Origin of the sequence: Ectopseudomonas khazarica (genome assembly GCF_017915135.1) — a bacterium.
GTDB classification, from domain to species: Bacteria; Pseudomonadota; Gammaproteobacteria; order Pseudomonadales; family Pseudomonadaceae; genus Aquipseudomonas; species Aquipseudomonas khazarica.
Genome location: NZ_CP068551.1, coordinates 3,018,169 through 3,037,833 on the forward strand (window position 1 = coordinate 3,018,169; position 19,665 = coordinate 3,037,833).

The following is a 19,665-nucleotide window of genomic DNA, read 5'->3' on the forward strand; positions in this document are numbered from 1 at the left end:
CGGCGTGGATCAGGCTTGCAGACCGGCAGCGGTGCGCGGCATGGGCACGAAACCCGGCAGCGCCTCGATGCGCGCCAGCCAGGCACGGATGTTCGGGTAGGGCTCCAGCGACACGTTGCCTTCCGGCGCGTGAGCGATGTAGGAGTAGTTGGCGACGTCGGCGATGCTCGGCTTGTCACCGGTGAGGAACGGGGTGTCGCTCAACTCGCCTTCCATGATCTTGAACAGGGCATGGGCGCGATTGATCACCTCTTCGCTGTTGAAGGCGTAACCGAATACCGTCACCAGGCGCGCGGCAGCCGGGCCGAAGGCCACCTGGCCGGCTGCCACCGACAACCAGCGCTGCACGCGGGCGGCGGCGGCAGGCTCCTTGGGCAGCCAGTCGTCATTGCCATAACGCGTGGCCAGGTACAGGAGAATGGCGTTGGAGTCACTGATGATGGTGCCGCCGTCATCGATCACCGGTACCTGGCCGAAGGGGTTGAGCGCGAGGAACTCTGGCGTCTTGTGCTCGCCCTTGGCCAGATCGACGAAGATCAGCTCGGTCGGCAGTTGCAGCAGCGAGAGCATCAGCTCGGCGCGGTGGGCATGGCCGGAACGGGGAAAGTTGTACAGCTTGATAGCGGGACGGGACATGGCGATGACTCCTTGGGGTTGGCTAAGGTCACCGCGAGACGACTTGCCTTCGCGACGATGGGGCCATGTTCACCTCATCCATCGATGAAAAGAATCCCCATCCAAGGCAATCCACTATTTCACTTTCTGCAATCAAGCAGTCGCTCAGGGCCGGAATGCCGGGTGGGCACGCAGGCGCGGCACGACGAAATCGAGAAAACTGCGCACCCGCGCGGCAGCCCGGCGCCCTTCGCGGTAGTACAGCTGCACCGGCAGGGGCGCGGCGGCGAAGTCGTCCAGCACTGTCTGCAGCTGACCACTGCGCAACTCCTGATCGACCTCGTAGCTGAGGCAGCGCGTCAGGCCGAAACCGGCAACGGCCGCCCGAATCGCGGCCTGCGCGGTATTGCAGACCAGGCGCGGCGCAAGCTTCGTCTGCTGGTTGGCGAAGCGCCAGTCGGCGACATGCCCCGTCGAGGACGTGGCGATGATGCGATGCGCGTGCAAGGCCTGCGGAGTGTCCGGCCGGCCCCGGCGCTGCAGGTAGTCCGGCGCCGCGCAGACCAGCGGCCGCACCTGGCCCAGCGGCACGGCGAAGCCGGACGAGCTGGGCAGATGGCCGACCACCAGCGCCAGGTCGACGCCCTCTTCCACCAGCCGTGGCAGCTCTTCACGCGCCAGGGTGGTCAGGCTGACGTCGGGAAACGCGGCCAGATAACCCAGGGCGATGGGCGTCAGCACCTGATGGATCATCAGCAACGGCAGCGCCACCTGCAGATGCCCGGCCGGGTTCGCGTGCAGCCCCGAGACGGAGCGCTCGGCCTCTGCCAGGCGCTGGAGAATGCTCTCGCAGCGCTCGGCGAAGTCCTCACCGGCCGGGCTCGGGCTGACGCCACGCGGCCCACGCAGCAGCAGCCTGCTGTCCAGGCGCCGCTCCAGCGCGGCGATGCTGCGCATCACGCTGGCCGGCGACAGCTGCAACTGCCGAGCGGCAGCGGCCAGGCTTCCCGCCTGGACGACGGCGAGAAACACCTGCATCTCGCGGTACGGGTTCATGCCGCCGGGGGCTGGCCGGCCGCCCGCAAGGCCGGGTCGGCACGGAAGCTCGCCGCGCAGTGGTCGACGAAGGCACGCACCTTGGCCGAGACCTGGCGACCGCCCTGATGAATGATGTGCACCGGCAGCGCAGGCGGCTCGAAGGCCTCCAGCACCAGTTCGACCTCGCCACGGGCCACCGCCGCCGCGACCTGGTAGGACAGCACACGGGTGTAGCCCCAGCCCAGGCGCGCCGCACTGATCGCCGCCTGGTTGGAGTTGACGGTGAAACGCGGTGTGGGGGTGAAACCGAAGGCGCCGTCCGCAGCGCTGAACTGCCAGTGACTGAGCAGCCCGCTGCCACTGGGCATGACGATGGGCGCGCTGCGCAGCTCATCCGGATGGCGTGGCCGCCCGACACGATCGAGGAACGCCGGAGACGCGCACAGCACCTGGCGCACCTGACCGACCTGCAGTGCCAGGTGATCGCCCTCGGGCAACGAGCCGATGCGCACGGCGATGTCGATGCCCTCCTCCATCATGTTCACCACGCGGTCGACCAGCAGCGCGTTGATCTCCACCTCCGGGTACAGATCGAGGTACTGGGCGATGCGTGGAATCAGGAACAGCTCGCCGAACATCACCGGTGCCGTCACCGTCAGCCGGCCACGCGGCCGCACGCTGCCACCGGCTGCCAGCTCTTCGGCCTCCTCCAGTTCGAGCAGGATGCGCCGGCAGTCCTCGACATACCGCTGGCCGGCCTCGGTCAGGCGCAGGCTGCGCGTGCTGCGGGCCAGCAACAGCGTGCCCAGGCGTGCCTCCAGTGCCGCGACGGCACGGGTCACGCTGGGTGGCGAGATGCCCAGCAGCTTGGCGCCACCGGCGAAGCTCTCGGCTTCGGTCACCGCCAGCAGCACCCTCATTTCCTGAAACCGATCCATCGTCACCGCCTGGTCGTCTGTTGTGCCGGCACAGAGTAAAGCATGCCGCCGCCGTGGCGGGACTCAGCGCCGGCTCAGGGCCAGACGTGCAGCGAACAGCACGAACACCAGGCCGGTGCCGCGATCCATCCACTTGATCACCTGCTCACGGCGCAGCCAGTGGCCGAGCGGCCGGGTCGCGCCGATCAGCAGCAGCGCCCAGACCAGGCTGAGCGCCACGTGGATGCCCACCAGGGCGAAGGTCCAGGCAATCAGCGGCTGCCCGTGCGGAATGAACTGCGGCAGGAAGGACACGTAGAAGATGCCCACCTTGGGGTTGAGCACATTGCCCAGCAGACCGCGCAGGAACCAGTTGGCGCCAGGCGTGCCGGAGGCCTGCGCCGCTGCCAGCGAGGTGCGCGGGCGCACCAGCATGTTCAGCCCGAGCCAGGCCAGATAGGCCGCGCCGCAGTACTTGAGGAGGTTGTAGGCGAACTCGGAGACGGCCAGCAGCGCACCCAGCCCGAAGGCCACCGCCGCGCCCCAGAGCAGGCAGCCGGCATTGATACCGAGGGCGGCGCGCAAGGCCTGCTGCCGCCCCTCGACGGCAGCCGTGCGCAGCACCAGCGCCGTGTCGATGCCCGGCGTGAGAGTCAGCAGGCTGGCTGCCAGGGTGAAGGCGATCAGGTTCTCGGCAAAGGGCATCGACGGCGACTCGCAGGCTGGGGCTGACGGAGGCCGATTATAGGCAGCGCAGGCAGGAAAAAATAAGCCGACGCGGCAGGCGCCGAAGGCACGCCTTGCCCAGCGTTTCCGACGCCCGTGGCGACACGGGCGCCGAACAGTGCCTCGTCAGCCGCGATACGCCTCGAACAGCCCGGTGGCGCCCATGCCGCCGCCGACGCACATGGTGACGATGCCGTAGCGCAGCTCACGCCGCTGCAGTTCACGCACCAGGTGGCCGACCTGGCGCGAGCCGGTCATGCCGAAGGGATGGCCGATGGAGATGGAGCCGCCATTGACGTTGTACTTGTCGTTGTCGATGCCCAAGGTGTCGCGGCAGTACAGGCACTGCGAAGCGAAGGCCTCGTTCAGTTCCCACAGGTCGATGTCGGCCACGCTCAGGCCCTTGGCCGCGAGCAGCTTGGGTACCGAATACACCGGGCCGATGCCCATCTCATCCGGCTCGCAACCGGCAACGGTGAAGCCACGGAAGTACGCCTTGGGCGTGAGGCCCAGCTCCAGGGCCTTGTCCAGGCTCATCACCAGGGTCATGGAGGCGCCATCGGAGAGCTGCGAGGCGTTGCCTGCCGTCACGCTGCCGGCCGGATCGAACGCCGGTTGCAGCTTGGCCAGGGATTCCAGGGTGGTGTCCGGGCGGTTGCAGTCATCCGCCTCGACCACGCCGTCGACGATCCGCTTCTCGCCCGTGGCCTTGTCTTCGACCTGGTACTTCACCGCCATCGGCACGATCTCGTCGGCATACAGGCCTGCGGCCTGGGCACGCGCGGTGCGCTGCTGGCTCTGCAGGGCATAGGCGTCCTGCGCCTCGCGGGTCACGCCATAACGGCTGGCCACGATCTCGGCGGTCTTGCCCATGGGGTAGTAGATGCCGGGGTTGTCCTGCTGCAACAGCGGATTGAACAGGTTGTCCATGTTCATGCTTTTCAGGGTCATGGTGATGGACTCGACGCCACCAGCGACGATGATCTCGCTGCAGCCGGACGCCACCTGGTTGGCGGCGATGGCGATGGCCTGCAGGCCGGAGGAGCAGAAGCGGTTGAGCGTCATGCCCGCTACCGGGTTGCCCAGGCGCGAGAGTGCCGCGACGTTGCGACCGATGTTCATGCCCTGCGCACCCTCGTTGGAGCCCGCCCCGACGATGCAGTCATCGACCAGTTTCGGGTCGATGCCGTTGCGCACCAGCAGGGCATCGACGCAATGGGCGGCCATGTCGTCCGGCCGGGTCATATTGAACTTGCCGCGGAAGGACTTGGCCAGGCCAGTCCGTACGCTGTCGACGATCACCACTTCACGCATGACGCACCTCGTTGTTATTTGGATGGCGAATGCACCGAAGATAAATCCAGCTACTGCCGGGAAGCGACCATCATTGATCTGGCGTATACGGGTCGATGGGGCCAGGGGCGAGGCCCGCTCGACCGAAAGCATGGCCCGGGACTGGCCAGCCCGGATGGTAGTTGCGCTGTTCAAGAGCATCGCCAGGCCATGTCGCCCACGTGGCGCCCGTGACGATCAAAAGCATCGCGGCTGAAGCCGCTCCCACAGACACTCCGCCGTTCCTGCCGATGCGTACCTACAGACGCCCCACCATTCCGGCCGATGCGCACCTACTGACGCTCCACCGTTCCGGCCGATACGCACGATCCCGTAGGAGCGGCTTTAGCCGCGATAGAGCCTGAGCCTGCGGCGAAGGCCGCCCGATACACCCTCGCCAGGCCCCGTCGCCCAGATGGCGCCCGTGACGATCAAAAGCATCGCGGCTGAAGCCGCTCCTACAGATACTCCGCCGTTCCTGCCGATGCGTACCTACAGACGCCCCACCGTTCCGGCCAATGCGCACGATCCCGTAGGAGCGGCTTTAGCCGCGATAGAGCCTGAGCCTGCGGCGAAGGCCGCCCGATCCCCTCACCAGGCCGCAGCACAGCTGCCGTCCATGACGATCATAAGAGCATCGCGGCTGAAGCCGCTCCCACAGATGCGCAGCGCGCCTGCCGATGCGCGCCTACAGACGATCCACCGTTCCGGTCGATATACACCAACCCGTAGGAGCGGCTTTAGCCGCGATAGCGCCTGAGCCTGCGGCGAAGGCCGCCCGATACACCCTCGCCAGGCCCTGTCGCCCAGGTGGCACCCGTGACGATCAAAAGCATCGCGGCTGAAGCCGCTCCCACAGACACTCCGCCGTTCCTGCCGATGCGTACCTACAGACGCCCCACCATTCCGGCCCATGCGCAGCGCGCCTGCCGATGCGCACGGAAACCGTGGGAAGGGCTTCAGCCGCGACAGGCATCAGTCCCTGGCGAAAGCCGCCTCGATGGCCTCGTTGAGGGTGCGCAGGACCTTGACCCGGGCGAAGCGCTTGTCGTTGGCCTCAATCAGCGTCCAGGGAGCGATCTCGGTGCTGGTGCGGTCGACCATGTCGCCCACCGCATCGGCGTAGTCATCCCACTTGTCGCGGTTGCGCCAGTCTTCCTCGGTGATCTTGAAGCGCTTGAACGGGATCTGCTCGCGCTCCTTGAAGCGCTGCAACTGCGTCTGCTGGTCGATGGCCAGCCAGAACTTCACCAGGATCACCCCGGCGCTGGTCAGCTCTTCCTCGAAGTCGTTGATCTCGCCGTAGGCACGCAGCCAGTCGCCTTCGCTGCAGAAGCCCTCGACCCGCTCCACCAGCACGCGGCCGTACCAGCTGCGGTCGAAGATGGTGAAGTGCCCGCGCGCCGGGATGTGCCGCCAGAACCGCCACAGATAGGGTTGCGCTCGCTCCTCCTCGGTTGGTGCGGCCACCGGCACGATGCGGTACTGGCGCGGGTCCAGGGCGCCGGTGACCCGGCGAATCGCGCCCCCCTTGCCCGCCGCGTCGTTGCCTTCGAACACCGCGAGCAGGGCGTGCTTGCGCATGCGCTTGTCGCGCATCAGGCCGGACAGACGCGCCTGCTCGGTGGCCAGCTGTTCCTTGTAGTCGTCCTTGCCGAGTGCCTGGGTCATGTCCAGGCTGGCCAGCAGGCCGCGATTGTCCAGGCTGGAGATCAGCGGCGCGGCATGCGGCTGCAACTTCGTCCCCTGCGGGCTGGCCAACGCCGCCTGCAGGCCTTCGAGGAGGATGCGTCCGACGGTCAGGCTGCGGTAGTAGTGGTCGACGCCCTCGACCACGTACCAGGGCGCATAGTCACGGCTGGTGCGACGCAGGATGCGCTCGCCGTAGCGCACGAACTTGTCGTAGGTCTTCGACTGCTGCCAGTCCAGCGGGCTGATGCGCCAGCTGTGCAGCGGATCGTCCTTGAGCGCTTCGAGGCGCGATTTCATCTGTTTCTTGGACAGGTGAAACCAGAACTTGAAGATCAGCGCACCCTCGTCGCAGAGCATGCGCTCCAGGCGCTCGGCACCATCAATGGCCTGGTCCAGCACGGCATCCTTGAAACGCCCGTGCACCCGCCCCTGCAGCATCTGGCTGTACCAGTTGCCGAAGAACACGCCCATGCGCCCCTTGGGCGGAAGCTGCCGCCAGTAGCGCCAGGCCGGCGGACGCGCCAGCTCCTCGTCGGTCTGCAGATCGAAGGTGCTGACCTGGATCAGCCGTGGGTCCATCCATTCGTTGAGCAGCTTGACCGTCTCGCCCTTGCCGGCCCCTTCGACACCATTGATCAGCACGATCACCGGAAAGCGCGCCTGCTGCTTCAGCTCGTACTGCGCTTCCAGCAACGCCTCGCGCAACGCCGGCTCTTCGGCCTCGAACGTGGCCTTGTCGATGGTGCGGCCGATTTCGGCGGATTCGAACATGCAGTGACCTCCCTGGAATGGTCATGACAGCCTAACGGATAGGCCGCGACTTTGCCTGACGCCGAAGTGTCGCGACTTGACCTGGGCCGGGAAAACACCCTGCACAACGGGTAGAATCGCCGCCTGCTCTGCCCGGAACCCCGTCATGCCCGATCTGCACAACGCCCAGCTCGACTGGGACGAACACGGCCAGCCACTGTCACGCAGCTATGGCGACGTGTACTTCTCCCGCGCCAACGGCCTGGAGGAAACCCGCCACGTGTTCCTCGCCCACAACCGTATCAGCGAGCGCTGCCAGGCCCTGCCGGCCGGCGGCAGCCTGGTGATCGGCGAGACCGGCTTCGGCACCGGGCTGAACTTTCTCTGCGCTTGGCAGGCCTTCGCCGAACACGCGCCGGCCGATGCCCGCCTGCATTTCGTCAGCGTCGAGAAATTCCCGCTGAGCGCCGCCGACCTGCAGCGTGCCCTGGCCCTGTGGCCGGAACTGGCGCCCTTCGCCACGCCGCTGCTGGCGCAGTACCGGGCGATTCATCCGGGTTTCCAGCGCCTGCTGCTCGACGGCGGCCGCGTGGTGCTGACGCTGATGATCGGTGACGTGCTCGACTGCCTGCCGCAGCTCGACGCACAGGTCGACGCCTGGTTCCTCGATGGCTTCGCCCCGGCGAAGAACCCGGAGATGTGGACGCCGGAGCTGTTCGCCGAACTGGCCCGGCTGTCCGCACCCGGCGCCACCCTGGCCACCTTCACCAGTGCGGGGTTCGTCCGCCGCGGGCTGATCGAAGCCGGCTTCGCCATGGTTCGCATCAAGGGTTTCGGCCACAAGCGCGAGATGCTCGCCGGGCCTTTCCAGCACACCCACCGCCAGGGCGTCGCGCCCTGGTTCGCCCGCCCCGAGCCGCCCAGCGCCGAACGCCATGCCGTGGTCATCGGCGCCGGTCTGGCCGGCTGTGCCACGGCAGCCAGCCTGGCCGCGCGCGGCTGGCGGGTGACCCTGCTGGAACGCCAGGACGACGTCGCCCGCGAGGCCTCGGGCAATCCGCAGGGCGTGCTCTACCTCAAGCTCTCGGCCCATGGCACATCGCTGTCGCGCCTGATCGTCGCCGGTTTCGGCCACACCCGGCGCCTGCTCGAACGCCTGCAGCGCGGCCAGGACTGGGATGCCTGCGGCGTGCTGCAGCTGGCCTTCGACGCCAAGGAAGGCGAACGCCAAGGCAAACTGGCTGCGGCTTTCCCCGCCGACCTGCTGCAGCCGTTGAGCCAGGCCGAAGCCGAGCAGCGCGCCGCTGTCGCTCTGCCCGCCGGTGGTCTGTTCTACCCCGATGCCGGCTGGGTGCACCCGCCGGCGCTGTGCCGGCATCTGGTGCAGCACCCGCTGATCAGCCTGCAGACCTACCGCGAGGCGCTGGGCCTGCAGCGCCAGGCTGACCGCTGGCAGGTCAGCGGGACCGACGGTGTGCTGGCCGAGGCGCCCGTCGTGGTGCTGGCCTGCGCCGCCGAGATCGGCCGCCTGCTGCCTGCCGCGAACCTGCCGCTCAAGCGCATTCGTGGGCAGATCAGCCGCCTGCCGGCCAGCGATGCCAGCCGCGCGCTGCGCACGGTGGTCTGCGCCGAAGGTTATGTCGCCCCGCCGCGAGAGGGGGAACACACCCTCGGCGCCAGCTTCGACTTTCACAGTGACGACCTCACGCCCAGCGTTGCCGAACACGCTGGCAACCTGGCGCTGCTGGAGGCGATCTCCACGGACCTCAGCCAGCGCCTGGGTGCGCCGGCGCTCGATCCGGCGACGCTGCAGGGCCGCGCCGCCTTCCGCTGCACCAGCCCGGACTACCTGCCGCTGGTCGGGCCACTGGCCGAGCAGTCGGCCTTCGCCGAGGCCTATGCCGTGCTGGCCAGGGACGCCCGCCAGGTGCCGGACGCACCCTGCCCCTGGCTGCCCGGCCTGTACATCAACAACGGCCATGGCTCGCGCGGGCTGATCACGGCGCCGCTGTCAGGCGAGCTGATCGCCGCCTGGCTGAACGGCGAGCCCTTGCCGGTGCCGCGCGAAGTGGCCGAGGCCAGCCACCCCAATCGTTTCATGCTGCGCAAGCTGATTCGCGGCACCTAGGCGCGGGCCTGCGCCAGCACCGGCCGGGGTTTGCGAAACACCAGCACGTTGCCCAGCATCACCAGGCCCAGGCCGAGCAGCGCCGGGGCCGTCCACTGGTAGCCTTCGGCGAACACCGAGATGTTCAGCGCCACCACCGGAAACAGCACGGTGCAGTAGGCCGCACGCTCCGGCCCCATGCGCCCGACCAGGGTCAGGTAGGCGGTGAAACCGATCACCGATCCGGGAATCGCCAGGTACAGCAGCGAACCGACGTAGCGCAGGCTCCAGTCGAACGCGAACGGCGTGCCGCTGACCAGGCAGATCAGCACCAGCATCAGGGCGCCGTAGAGCATGCCCCAGGCGTTGGTGGTCAGCGGCTTGAGACCGGCCTTCTGCTGCAGGCTGGAGAGCATGTTGCCGGCCGAGAAGAACAGCGTGCCGCACAGCGCCAGGCCGATGCCCAGCAGGCTTTCCCGGGTGGCCTGGTGGCCGGCCAGTTCGGGCCAGAACAGCAGCCCCAGCCCGCCCAGGCCAAGGGCGCCACCCAGCAACACGTTGCTGGCGATGCGCTGCTTGAAGAACAGCCGCGCATTGATCGCGTTCCACAGGGTCGCGGTGGAGAAGATCACCGCGATCAGGCCACTGGGAATCCACTGACTGGCGGTGTAGAAACACAGGAAGTTGAGGCAGAACAGGCACAGCCCCTGCACCACGCAGATCCCCTGGGCGCGGCGATCCAGCGGCTGCAGGCGCCCGCTGAGCCAGAGCATGACGAACAGCACCAGCGAGGCCAGGGCGAAGCGGTAGGCGATGGAGGCGGCAAGCGCCACCTCGCCGACCTGGAGTTTGATGGCGATCCAGGTGGTGCCCCAGATCAGTACGGTAAGCAGGTAGAGCGACAGGTTCATCGAGTTTCTCCCAAGACTGCGTACAGTCTGGAAGCAGCGCAGGCCTCGTGCTTGCACAAAGTTGCGCATTTATCGCTGCGCCATCACTGCCTGCCATCGCGCCCAAGGCTTTATCATGCGGCTTTTGCCAGACAAGTCGTTCTCACTGCATGCTCTCTGCCGTCGCCCGCTACAAACAGTTGCTGTCCAGCGCCCTCGCCCGCTACTTCCCCCGCACCACCGCCTACCTGCGCGCCGAGCGTGAGGCCGCACAACCGCGCAAGCCGGCACGCAAGCAGGCGCGCAAGAAAGCCAGCGGAGGCAAGAAGAGCAGCAGCGGCAAGGCGGCCAGGAGCAAGCCTGGCCCGGCCGGCATCTACCCCGCCACCCGCCTGAAGATCGAAGAGGCGCAGGTGCAGGCCATGCGCGAGCGGGTGGCCCAGGCCGTCGGCGCCGGGCTGATCGGCGCACCGTCGGACGAACAGTGGGCGATGATTCTGTGCCGCGCCCCGCTGACGCGCATCTTCGCCGGCGCCGGCTCGGGCAAGTCGAGCACCCTGGTGCTGCGCGTGGTGTTCATGCTCTGCCACCTGCAGATCGACCCGCAGCGGCTGACGGTGATTTCCTTCACCAACGCCTCGTGCAGCGAACTGCGCGAGCGCCTGCAGCGCCTGCTCGACTTCTGGCAGTACGGGCAGGATGCCCGCCAGTGCGTGCGTACCTTTCATGCAGCCATGGCGGCGCTGGCCAAGGAGCAACTGGGCAGCCCCCGCTGGTTCGAGCAGCTCGACGAGCCCGCCGCGGAGCCGGACAACCCGCTGACCGGCGCACGCTTGCGCCCGGCCCAGCAGCGCCTGCTCAAGCAGGCCTACCAGAGCGCCTATGCCGAGGACGCGCGCTTTCGCCTCCTCAGTCATCGCCTGCTCAAGCTACCCGCGCCGCAGGAGACGCAGGGCAGAACCGCCAAGGCGCCACTGGACGCCTGCAAGCTGCCCGGCGAATTCGCCGCCCTGCCCCTGTTCGAACTGCTGTACGGGCAGATCGACTTCGCCGCCAGCCTGGGTATCCGCCTCGACCACCTGGACGTGAAGACACTGCAATGCGCGGCGCGCGAACGGGACTTCATCGAGGCCATGCAGCGTTTCCAGGAGCATTTCACGGCCCTGTTGCACAGCCAGGGACTGATCAGCTTCAACGGCGCCTTCGCGCAACTCAGCGAGCGCCTGCAACGTGCCGATGCCGGCAAGCCGGGGCCGGCCCTGCTCGCCCTGGGCCACCTGCTGATCGACGAATTCCAGGACATCTCGCCGCAGATCGTGCTGTGGCTGCAGGCCGTGCATCGCCGCCTGCACGGCGCCGGTGAGCGCATCAGCCTGATGGCCATCGGCGATGACTGGCAGTCGATCTACGGCTGGCGCGGCAGCTCGCCGGAGCTGTTCATCGACTTCGACCGGCACTTCCCCAGCCGTGGCCGTGGCAGGAGCACCACCCTGCTGATGGGCACCAACTACCGCAGCATCGAGCCGGTGTTGCGCGACGCCGAGAAAGTGCTCGCCGAGGTCCGCAGCAAGCAGGCCAAGACCTGCGTCGCGGCCAAGGCCATGCAGCCGGGCGACCACGGTGTGAAGCTGATCCAGCGCTTCGAGCTGGGCAACGGCCTGCCGCGCCTGCTCGACGAAATCCGCGCGCAGTGCACGCATGTCGCCAGCCGCCCCGGCGCCGACCGCACCGCCGTGCTGCTGCTCAGCCGCCGCAACGAGCCGCTGCAGCAGGTCCGGGCGCAGCTCGACAAGGCCCTGCCGGTGAGAGCGCTGACCATCCACCGCGCCAAGGGCCTGCAGGCCGAGGTGGCGATCATCCTCGACGACTGCCTGCCCGTGGAGAAACACCCGCTGCGCAATGCCCTCTACGCCCAATGCGGCTTCTTCACCGGCAGTTACGACCAGGCCATGCAGGACGAGGCGCGGCGCCTGGCCTACGTGGCCATCACCCGTGGCGTCAGCCGGGTGCTGTGGTACACGCGCAAGGCACAGGGCGCCACACAATGCCTGGCTTAGTGCCTGGCAATCGCGCAAGCTGACAGCGGACATTCTCAACCGGGGCACTCGATGGACAAGCTGCTGGCGCTGCGCACCTTTGTCACCACCGTTCGCTGCGGCGGTTTTTCCGCTGCTGCACGGCAGCTGGGGCTGGCCACCTCCTCGGTGACCCGCGCGGTCAACGCGCTGGAGCAGGAGCTGGGCTGCGTGCTGCTCAACCGCAACACACGCCAGGTCAGCGTCAGTGCAGCCGGGCGGGACTACTTCGAACGCGCCCTGGCCATACTCGACGCCCTCGACGAGGCCGACGCCGCAGTGGCCGACAAGGCTGACGAGGTACGCGGTCGCCTGGCAGTGAGCGTGCCGGTGGAGTTCGCCCGCCGCCTGATCGCGCCGCACCTGGGCGAACTGCTCGAGCGCCACCCGCGACTGGAGCTGACTCTGCGCGTCACCGACGAGGTGGTCGATCTGCTCAGCGAACGCATCGACCTGGCCCTGCGCCTGGGATCATCCATCGTCAGCGATGACGTGATCAGCCAGCAGGTTGGCCGCTTCCGCCGCTGGCTGGTGGCGAGCCCGGAGTACCTGGCGCGCACTCCGCCGATCGCGCATCCGAGCGCGCTGCAGGCGCACGCCTGCCTGCAATACGACTACGGCAGCCCGGCGCACTACTGGCGCTTCGAGCAGGACGGCGCGACCTTGCAGGTGCCGGTCACAGGACGCCTGCGCAGCAACAACGCCGATATCCTGCGCCAGGCGGCCCTGACGGGTCAGGGCGTGGCGCTGCTGTCGGACTGGCTGGTGCGCGACGACGTGGCCGAGGGGCAGCTGCAGCGCCTGCTACCGGACTACGAAGTGGCACCCGGGCCTCACGAAGGCACCATCCACCTGCTGTACCTGCCGAACCATCGGGGCTCCAGGCGGATCGCCGCCTTCAGTGCGTTCCTGCAAGGCCTGCTGCAGACCTGAGCGGCGTTGCACGCCACGCAACGCACTGTTGCTCGGACGGTGGATTCTCCGTAGCCAGCCGGCCCCCTACTCTTGCGCCTGCCGTCCATTGCCACCGAGAACAGCGCATGACCAGCCAGACCTCCTCGCTCACGGGCGAGTCCCCATCCCTGCCGCAGACACTGGTGCTGCTGTTCGCCCTGTGCTGCGGCGCCATCGTCGCCAACCTCTACTACGCACAACCGATCATTGAGCTGATCGCCCCGGATGTCGGCCTCGACGCCGAGCGGGCCAGCCTGATCGTCTCGCGGACGCAGATCGGCTATGCCCTCGGCCTGCTGTTCCTGGTGCCGCTGGCCGACCTGCTGGAAAGCCGCCGGCTGATGCTGATCACCACCGCCGCCGCCCTGCTCTGCCTGCTGGCGGCCGCGTTCGCCACCCAGCCCGGCCTGTTCCTCGGCCTGGCGCTGCTGATCGGCCTGAGCTCGGTGTCGGTGCAGATGCTGATCCCGCTGGCGGCCAACCTGGCGCCGGAGGCCAGCCGCGGCCGCGTGGTCGGCAACATCATGAGCGGCCTGCTGCTGGGCATCCTGCTGGCCAGGCCGTTGGCCAGCCTGGTGGCCGGCGAGTTCGGCTGGCGCGCGGTATACCTGATGGCCGCCAGCCTGATGCTGCTGATCAGCCTGGTGATCGCCACCACCATTCCGCGCCATGCGCCCGCTCACCGCGCCAGCTACGGCCAGTTGCTGGCCTCGCTCGTGCAACTGTTGCGCCGCTACCCGATCCTGCGTCGCCGGGCGCTGTACCAGGGCCTGATGTTCGCCAGCTTCAGCCTGTTCTGGACCGCGGCACCGCTGGAGCTGGCCCGTCACCTGGGGCTGAGCCAGCAGGACATCGCCCTGTTCGCCCTGGCCGGCGCCATCGGCGCGGTGGCAGCGCCGATCGCCGGGCACCTGGCCGATGCCGGGCATACCTACCGCGCCAGCCTGGTCGCACTGCTGCTGGCGCCGCTGGCCTTCGTCCCCGATCTGCTGAGCGACGGCCTGGGCTGGGTCGGCCTGGTGGCGACCGCCATCGTCCTCGACTTCGCCGTGCAGATGAGCATGGTGCTCGGCCAGCGCAGCATCTACGCCCTCGAGCCGCAGAGTCGTGCCCGCCTCAACGCCCTGTACATGACCAGCATCTTCATCGGCGGGGCCATCGGCTCGGCGCTGGCCAGCCCGATCTACGAGCAGTTCGGCTGGCAGGGTGCGGCGCTGCTGGGCGCAGGGTTGCCGTTGCTCGGGCTGCTGCTGTTCGTCAGCCGCGAGCCCTGAACGCCAGATGCCGCCCGCGCCGGCGAGCGGCCTGACTTTTGCGCAGGCAACAAAAAACCCGCCGAAGCGGGTTTCTTCCCAACCATCCGACATCCTGTCGGTAGCCATCGTGGCCTGGTCATCATCCGTGATCCTCAGCGATCCGTCGCTGCAGGGGATGTGTGTAGATTAGGGATCTGACCGAAGCGACAACAGCAGCGGTTACCGCTTCGGCGTGTAAGACATTCGCCATAGCGCTCAGGACGAACGCCCCAGCATGCGCCCGAGCACATCCACATCGCCCTGGCGACGATGGACGAATGCCATGACCACATGCCCGACGATCAGCACCAGCAACAGCTGGCCGAGGTTGCCGTGCAACAGGCTGGCCGGGGCAATCATCCACTCGATCTTGCCACCCTCGAAGCCGGACATGATGGTCATGCCGAATGCCTCGAAGGCCCGCCCGGAACCGTACTGGCGCATCAGCGCCAACAACGGAATCACCAGCATCAGCGCATAGAGGACCCGATGCCCCAGGCTGGCGGCTCGGCTCAACGCGGCAGGACGACGCCCCCGGTTGTACAGTGCCCAGGCCAGGCGGATGACCACCAGTACCATCAGCAGCAGGCCGACGGACTTGTGCGTACCGCCGATCAGCGTCTCCAGAGCACTGTCTTCCGGCGCCAATACAGTGAGAAATTGCCACAGCAGCAGCGCCGCCATGGCCCAGTGCAAAACACGAGACACAACGCCGTAACGCTGTGCAGAATCATTGAGGCTCGACATATTCAGGTTCCTATCAGGTCAGGTGAATGGCGTCGCCACGCACGGCTCCTCCTGTGCACGCAGCGAAACAGCCCGGCAATTGCGATGGAGGAGCGGGAACATGCCATCTTGTTTTCACCAGATAGGTGGCCAAGGCTCTGTCTCAGGGCCCGTGTCATCGCAAGACGCCATGGTGCACTGAGGCAGGTAGCAATGGAAAAACCTGGCTGTAAGCAAGTGTGTCGCAGGCGACCCTGCGACACAGGGTCGATTGCTCAGGCGTCGCGCAAGCGGTCGCGGGCCTCGCGCCAGCTGTGCTGCTGCGGCTCCTGCCAGATTCGCGCATGCAGGCGCGCCATGCCGTCGGGGTCGTTGAGCAGGCGCCAGCGCGTGGCCTCGACATGCCCTTGCGGGCCGGCCGCGAGGATTTCCTCGATCCGCTCGTCACGCAAGGCTTCGGCGGCAGGCACCACCTTGGCATGGCGCGCACGCGCCATGGCGCAGACCAGGGCGTTGTAGAGCGGGTCGACCACCGCCCGCAGGAAGCCCTGGCGCAACGCACGCGCGCTGTTCAGGCGCTCGTACTCGGCGGTGTTGCTCAGTTCGCGCGGCACTTCGTGCTCCTCCGGGATGAGGAACAGCTTGCTGCGCCGCGTAGCCAGACCGGGCGCGGTGCGGCTGGTCAGCACCGACACCAGCGGCGAGAGGATCAGCGACACCACGATCGGCGCCAGCCACCAGAGGAAGTCCGGGTTGAGCCAGCCGACCAGCCCTGTCCAGGCGATCCCCAGCAGCACCTGCGAACCATGACGGCGCAAGGCCTCGCTCCAGGGCGTGGAATCGTCCACGCGCTGCGGCGAGTTCCACTGCACTGACCAGCCGAGGAAGGCTGCGCTGACGAACAGGCTGTGAAACAGCATGCGCACCGGTGCCAGCAGCACCGAACAGCCAGCCTCCAGCAGCATCGACAGCAGCACGCGCAGGCGCCCGCCGTAGGCTTCGGCGCCCTGGATCCAGATCAGCAGCACGCTGAGCAGCTTGGGCAGGAACAACAGCGTCATGGTCGCCGAGAACAGCGCCACCGCCTCCTCCGGCTGCCAGCGCGGCCACAGCGGATACAGCTGGTTGGGCTGCAGGAAGTACTCCGGCACCATCAGCGTGTGGATCGCCAGCAGGCAGGTGGACAACACCAGGAACAGCAGCCACAGCGGTGCCGACAGATAGGACATGACCCCAGTGAGAAACACCACGCGATGCACCGCGTGCATCCCGCGCACCAGGAACAGGCGGAAGTTCATCAGGTTGCCGTGGCACCAGCGCCGGTCGCGCTTGAGCTCGTCGAGCAGGTTCGGCGGCAGCTCCTCGTAGCTGCCCGGCAGATCGTAGGCGATCCACACGCCCCAGCCGGCACGGCGCATCAGCGCCGCCTCGACGAAGTCGTGGGAGAGGATCGCCCCGGCGAATGCACCGGTGCCCGGCAAGGGCGCCAGGGCGCAGTGCTCGATGAAGGGTTTGACGCGGATGATCGCGTTGTGGCCCCAGTAGTGCGACTCACCCAGCTGCCAGAAGTTGAGCCCGGCGGTGAACAGCGGCCCGTACACGCTGGTGGCGAACTGTTGCAGGCGCGCGTAGAGGGTGTCCATGCCGGACGCCTTGGGCGCGGTCTGGATGATCCCGGCGCCGGGGTTGGCTTCCATCAGACGAACCAGGCTGGTCAGGCAGTCGCCGCTCATAACGCTGTCGGCATCGAGCACCACCATGTAGCGGTAGTTGCTGCCCCAGCGCCGGCAGAAGTCGTCGATATTGCCGCTCTTGCGCTTCACCCGGCGCCGCCGGCGGCGATAGAAGATGCGCCCGAAGCCTTCCACTTCGCGGCACAGCTCCATCCAGGCCTGCTGTTCGGCGACGCAGATGTCCGGGTCGTTGCTGTCGCTGAGCACGAAGAAATCGAAATGCTCCAGCTGCCCGGTGGCCTTCAGCGACTCGAAGGTCGCACGCAGGCCGGCGAACACCCGCGGCACGTGCTCGTTGGCGATCGGCATGACCAGCGCGGTGCGCGCCTTCGGCGAGATCGGCTCGTTGCCGCAGGCAGTGGCCGAGATGCTGTAGCGATCACGCCCGCGCAGCAGCTGGAAGAAGCCCATCAGGGCCGTCCAGAAGCCCATCGAAACCCAGCAGAACAGCAGTGCGAACAGCGCCAGGATGCTGGTCTGCACCACGTACGGCAGGATCTGTCGCGCCGACTCGCGCAGCGGCTGCTCGAAGACCAGGCCCAGGTCGACCAGCGACCAGCCCTGGTACGGCAGCACCGATTTCATGTACCAGGTGGCGACCACCGTCTGCGCCACCATCAGCAGCAACAGGGCAGCACGGCGCATCGACGCGACCTGCCGCCAGCGCGCCTCGGCGAAATCCTCGGTCTCGCGGGTACGCGGGCGTGGCGTCGGCTTCTCGCCCTTCAGGCGTCGCCAGCCACGGTCGAGGATGTTGGTCTGCCAGGGCTCCGGCACGATGCGCGTGCGCTTGATCGGCGGGGTCGACTCGATGGTCGGCCGGCCCTGGTGATCCTCGACGAGGCGGCAACCGCGTTCGAGTGCGTCCGGCCAGCCCATTGCCAGGCGTGCCGGGACCGACTCGAGCAGCTCGCGCGTTTCCTCCTGGGGCTCGCTGCTGGCCGCCTCCGGCATCTGCAGCGCATGGTGCAGGGTGGCCAGGTCACCACCCTCCTCCAGGCGGTGAACCAGGTCCTCCTGCCGCTGCGGGTCGAGCGGCAGTTCCTCCAGGTAGTCCTGGATCAGCGTATCGTCGAGGGAGTTATTCATGGGCAGGCAGCTGGTAGCTCCAGGTTTCCGACAGGGGTTTGCCGTCCTGCACCAGGGCAGCACGCATTTCCACCGGTTGTGCCGGGTCCTTGACCAGGATGCGCAGGGTCAGGCGCCAGCCTTTGCTCACCGGGTTGTACCGCAGGTTCTTCTCCACGATCTCGGCATTGCCGTCGACACTCACCTGCGGCTCGATGGCCGCGTCCTCCGCGAGTTCGGCCAGCACCGGGCCGGCGAAGTCCACCACCAGGGCGGTGCTGCCATCGGGCTGACGAATCAGGTTGGCCTGCTTCACGTCGCCCTCGGACAGGCGGGTCTGGGTGACCATGGCCAGCTGCGGGTCATGCAGCTTGGCGTCGTTCCGGCTGAAGTGCAGGCGGTAGTGGACGTCCAGCGCCTCGCCTACGGCGGGCTGGTTGTCGGGGCGCCAGAGGGCGACGATGTTGTCGTTGGTCTCGTCCGGCGTGGGAATCTCCACCAGCTCGACATGGCCGGTGCCCCAGTCGCCGACGGTTTCCACCCAGCCACTCGGGCGCAGCTCGTAGCGGTCGTCGAGGTCCTGGTACTGGCCGAAATCGCGGTTGCGCTGCATCAGGCCGAAACCACGCGGGTTGTCGATGCGGTAGCTGCTGACGTTGAGGCGCTGCGGGTTGTTCAGTGGGCGCCAGAGCCACTCGTCATTGCCGGCGTGGATGGCCAGGCCGTCGGAATCATGCAGTTCGGGGCGATAGTTGTGACGGGGCGAAGGCTGATTGGCGCCGAACAGGTACATGCTGGTCAGCGGCGCGATGCCGAGTTTCTCCACCGGTTCGCGCAGGTAGACCTTGGCCTGCACGTCGAGCACGCTGTCGCGGCCCGGGTCGATCTCCATGCGGTAGGCACCGGTGGCACGTGGCGAGTCGAGCAGCGCATAGAACAGCAAGGTGCCGCGGTCGGATTGCGGCTTCTCGATCCAGAACTCGGTGAACCGCGGGAACTCCTCGCCCGACGGCAGCGCGGTGTCGATGGCCAGCCCGCGTGCGGACAGGCCGAACACCTGGCCCTTGCCGACGATGCGGAAGTAGCTGGCGCCCAGCACGCTCATCACTTCATCCTGACGGCCCGCCTCGTTCAGCTCGTGGATCACCTTGAAACCGGCGAAACCGAGATCCTTGAGGTCCTCCGCTTTCAGGTCGAGGTCGCCGAAGTCGAACATCGCCGGGTCGTACTTGATTTCGCGCGTGCCCTCGGCGGTCACTTCGTTGATCTTCACCGGCAGGTCGAAATGCATGCCCTGGTGGAAGAAGTACAGCTGGAACGGCGTCTTGCCGTCGCGCCAGTAAGCCTTGTCTTCACGGAAGCGCACCTTCTGATAGCCGGCGAACGGCAGGTCGCGCAGGGAGGCCGGCAGATTGCTCTGCGGCGCGCGGTACTTCTCGGCTGCCAGGGCCTTGGCCTTGACCGCCACATCGTCCAGCTCGAATGCCCAGCTCTGGGCTGCGAACAACAGAGGGAGCACACAGAGGGCCAGCTTGCCGGCCTTGCCCATACGGGCTCCAGAACAACGACTCATCGACACACAGCCTCCAGGGCAACACGTACTGACAGGCAGCGGCCAGCCCGGTGGCGACCGCTACGGAGAGTTGAAAACAGGCGAATGGGACAGCGCGAGCGCGATGCGGACGACCGACCGGACGGTGGTGCCTGCGCATGCGCGGATTCTTTCTGCGCATTATTACCAGATCGT

The 19,665-nt window shown here is 67.4% G+C and carries 14 protein-coding genes; 4 read left to right on the forward strand and 10 right to left on the reverse strand.

Annotated features, from left to right (window positions below; all coding sequences use genetic code 11):
• Positions 1-9 precede the first annotated feature (9 nt).
• The 6 genes from JLK41_RS14405 to pap form a co-directional block, all read right to left on the reverse strand.
• Positions 10-636 carry a glutathione S-transferase family protein gene (locus JLK41_RS14405; protein WP_152488847.1) on the reverse strand — a complete coding sequence of 209 codons (627 nt, stop codon included), beginning with the start codon at positions 634-636 and terminating at the stop codon, positions 10-12.
• A 144-nt stretch (positions 637-780) separates the two neighbouring features.
• Positions 781-1,671, reverse strand: a complete 891-nt coding sequence (locus JLK41_RS14410) for a LysR family transcriptional regulator (protein ID WP_210389209.1) — start codon at positions 1,669-1,671, stop codon at positions 781-783.
• On the reverse strand, positions 1,668-2,591 hold the full coding sequence (locus JLK41_RS14415) for a LysR family transcriptional regulator (protein ID WP_210389210.1): 924 nt from the start codon (positions 2,589-2,591) through the stop codon (positions 1,668-1,670). The genes JLK41_RS14410 and JLK41_RS14415 overlap by 4 nt, the downstream gene beginning before the upstream one ends.
• A gap of 63 nt (positions 2,592-2,654) precedes the next feature.
• Positions 2,655-3,275, reverse strand: a complete 621-nt coding sequence (locus tag JLK41_RS14420) for a LysE family translocator (RefSeq protein ID WP_210389211.1) — start codon at positions 3,273-3,275, stop codon at positions 2,655-2,657.
• Positions 3,276-3,422: 147 nt separating this feature from the next.
• The gene (locus JLK41_RS14425; RefSeq protein WP_037047996.1) at positions 3,423-4,610 is read right to left on the reverse strand and encodes a thiolase family protein; all 1,188 of its coding nucleotides are present in this window, start codon (positions 4,608-4,610) and stop codon (positions 3,423-3,425) included.
• A gap of 993 nt (positions 4,611-5,603) precedes the next feature.
• On the reverse strand, positions 5,604-7,091 hold the full coding sequence (pap, locus tag JLK41_RS14430) for a polyphosphate:AMP phosphotransferase (protein ID WP_037047998.1): 1,488 nt from the start codon (positions 7,089-7,091) through the stop codon (positions 5,604-5,606).
• 145 nt (positions 7,092-7,236) lie between these two features.
• Here pap and mnmC point away from each other — a divergent pair, with 145 nt between their 5' ends.
• Positions 7,237-9,198: a bifunctional tRNA (5-methylaminomethyl-2-thiouridine)(34)-methyltransferase MnmC2/FAD-dependent 5-carboxymethylaminomethyl-2-thiouridine(34) oxidoreductase MnmC1 gene (gene mnmC / locus JLK41_RS14435; RefSeq protein ID WP_210389212.1), complete on the forward strand. Its 1,962-nt coding sequence runs from the start codon at positions 7,237-7,239 to the stop codon at positions 9,196-9,198.
• Here the strand turns inward: mnmC and JLK41_RS14440 are convergent.
• Entirely contained in the window at positions 9,195-10,088 is an 894-nt protein-coding gene (locus JLK41_RS14440) for a DMT family transporter (RefSeq protein WP_037048004.1), read from the reverse strand. The two genes, mnmC and JLK41_RS14440, sit on opposite strands and share 4 nt — an antisense overlap.
• A gap of 149 nt (positions 10,089-10,237) precedes the next feature.
• Between JLK41_RS14440 and JLK41_RS14445 the strand changes: the two genes are divergently transcribed.
• The 3 genes from JLK41_RS14445 (at position 10,238) to JLK41_RS14455 (ending at position 14,370) form a co-directional block, all read left to right on the forward strand.
• Positions 10,238-12,124 (forward strand): DEAD/DEAH box helicase, encoded by a 1,887-nt coding sequence (locus JLK41_RS14445; protein ID WP_210389213.1) that lies wholly within the window; start codon positions 10,238-10,240, stop codon positions 12,122-12,124.
• A gap of 51 nt (positions 12,125-12,175) precedes the next feature.
• Entirely contained in the window at positions 12,176-13,075 is a 900-nt protein-coding gene (locus tag JLK41_RS14450; protein ID WP_210389214.1) for a LysR family transcriptional regulator, read from the forward strand.
• Positions 13,076-13,182: 107 nt separating this feature from the next.
• Complete coding sequence (locus JLK41_RS14455) at positions 13,183-14,370, forward strand: MFS transporter (RefSeq protein WP_210389215.1); 1,188 nt, start codon at positions 13,183-13,185, stop codon at positions 14,368-14,370.
• Positions 14,371-14,607: 237 nt separating this feature from the next.
• Here the strand turns inward: JLK41_RS14455 and JLK41_RS14460 are convergent, their stop codons facing one another.
• The 3 genes from JLK41_RS14460 to JLK41_RS14470 all read right to left on the reverse strand — a co-directional run bounded on the left by JLK41_RS14460 (position 14,608) and on the right by JLK41_RS14470 (position 19,467).
• Positions 14,608-15,138 carry a cytochrome b gene (locus JLK41_RS14460; protein WP_134676748.1) on the reverse strand — a complete coding sequence of 177 codons (531 nt, stop codon included), beginning with the start codon at positions 15,136-15,138 and terminating at the stop codon, positions 14,608-14,610.
• Between the two features lie 254 nt (positions 15,139-15,392).
• Positions 15,393-17,939, reverse strand: a complete 2,547-nt coding sequence (gene mdoH, locus JLK41_RS14465) for a glucans biosynthesis glucosyltransferase MdoH (protein ID WP_210389216.1) — start codon at positions 17,937-17,939, stop codon at positions 15,393-15,395.
• Entirely contained in the window at positions 17,932-19,467 is a 1,536-nt protein-coding gene (locus JLK41_RS14470) for a glucan biosynthesis protein G (protein ID WP_210391239.1), read from the reverse strand. Before JLK41_RS14470 ends, mdoH begins: the two co-directional genes overlap by 8 nt.
• Positions 19,468-19,665: the final 198 nt, after the last annotated feature.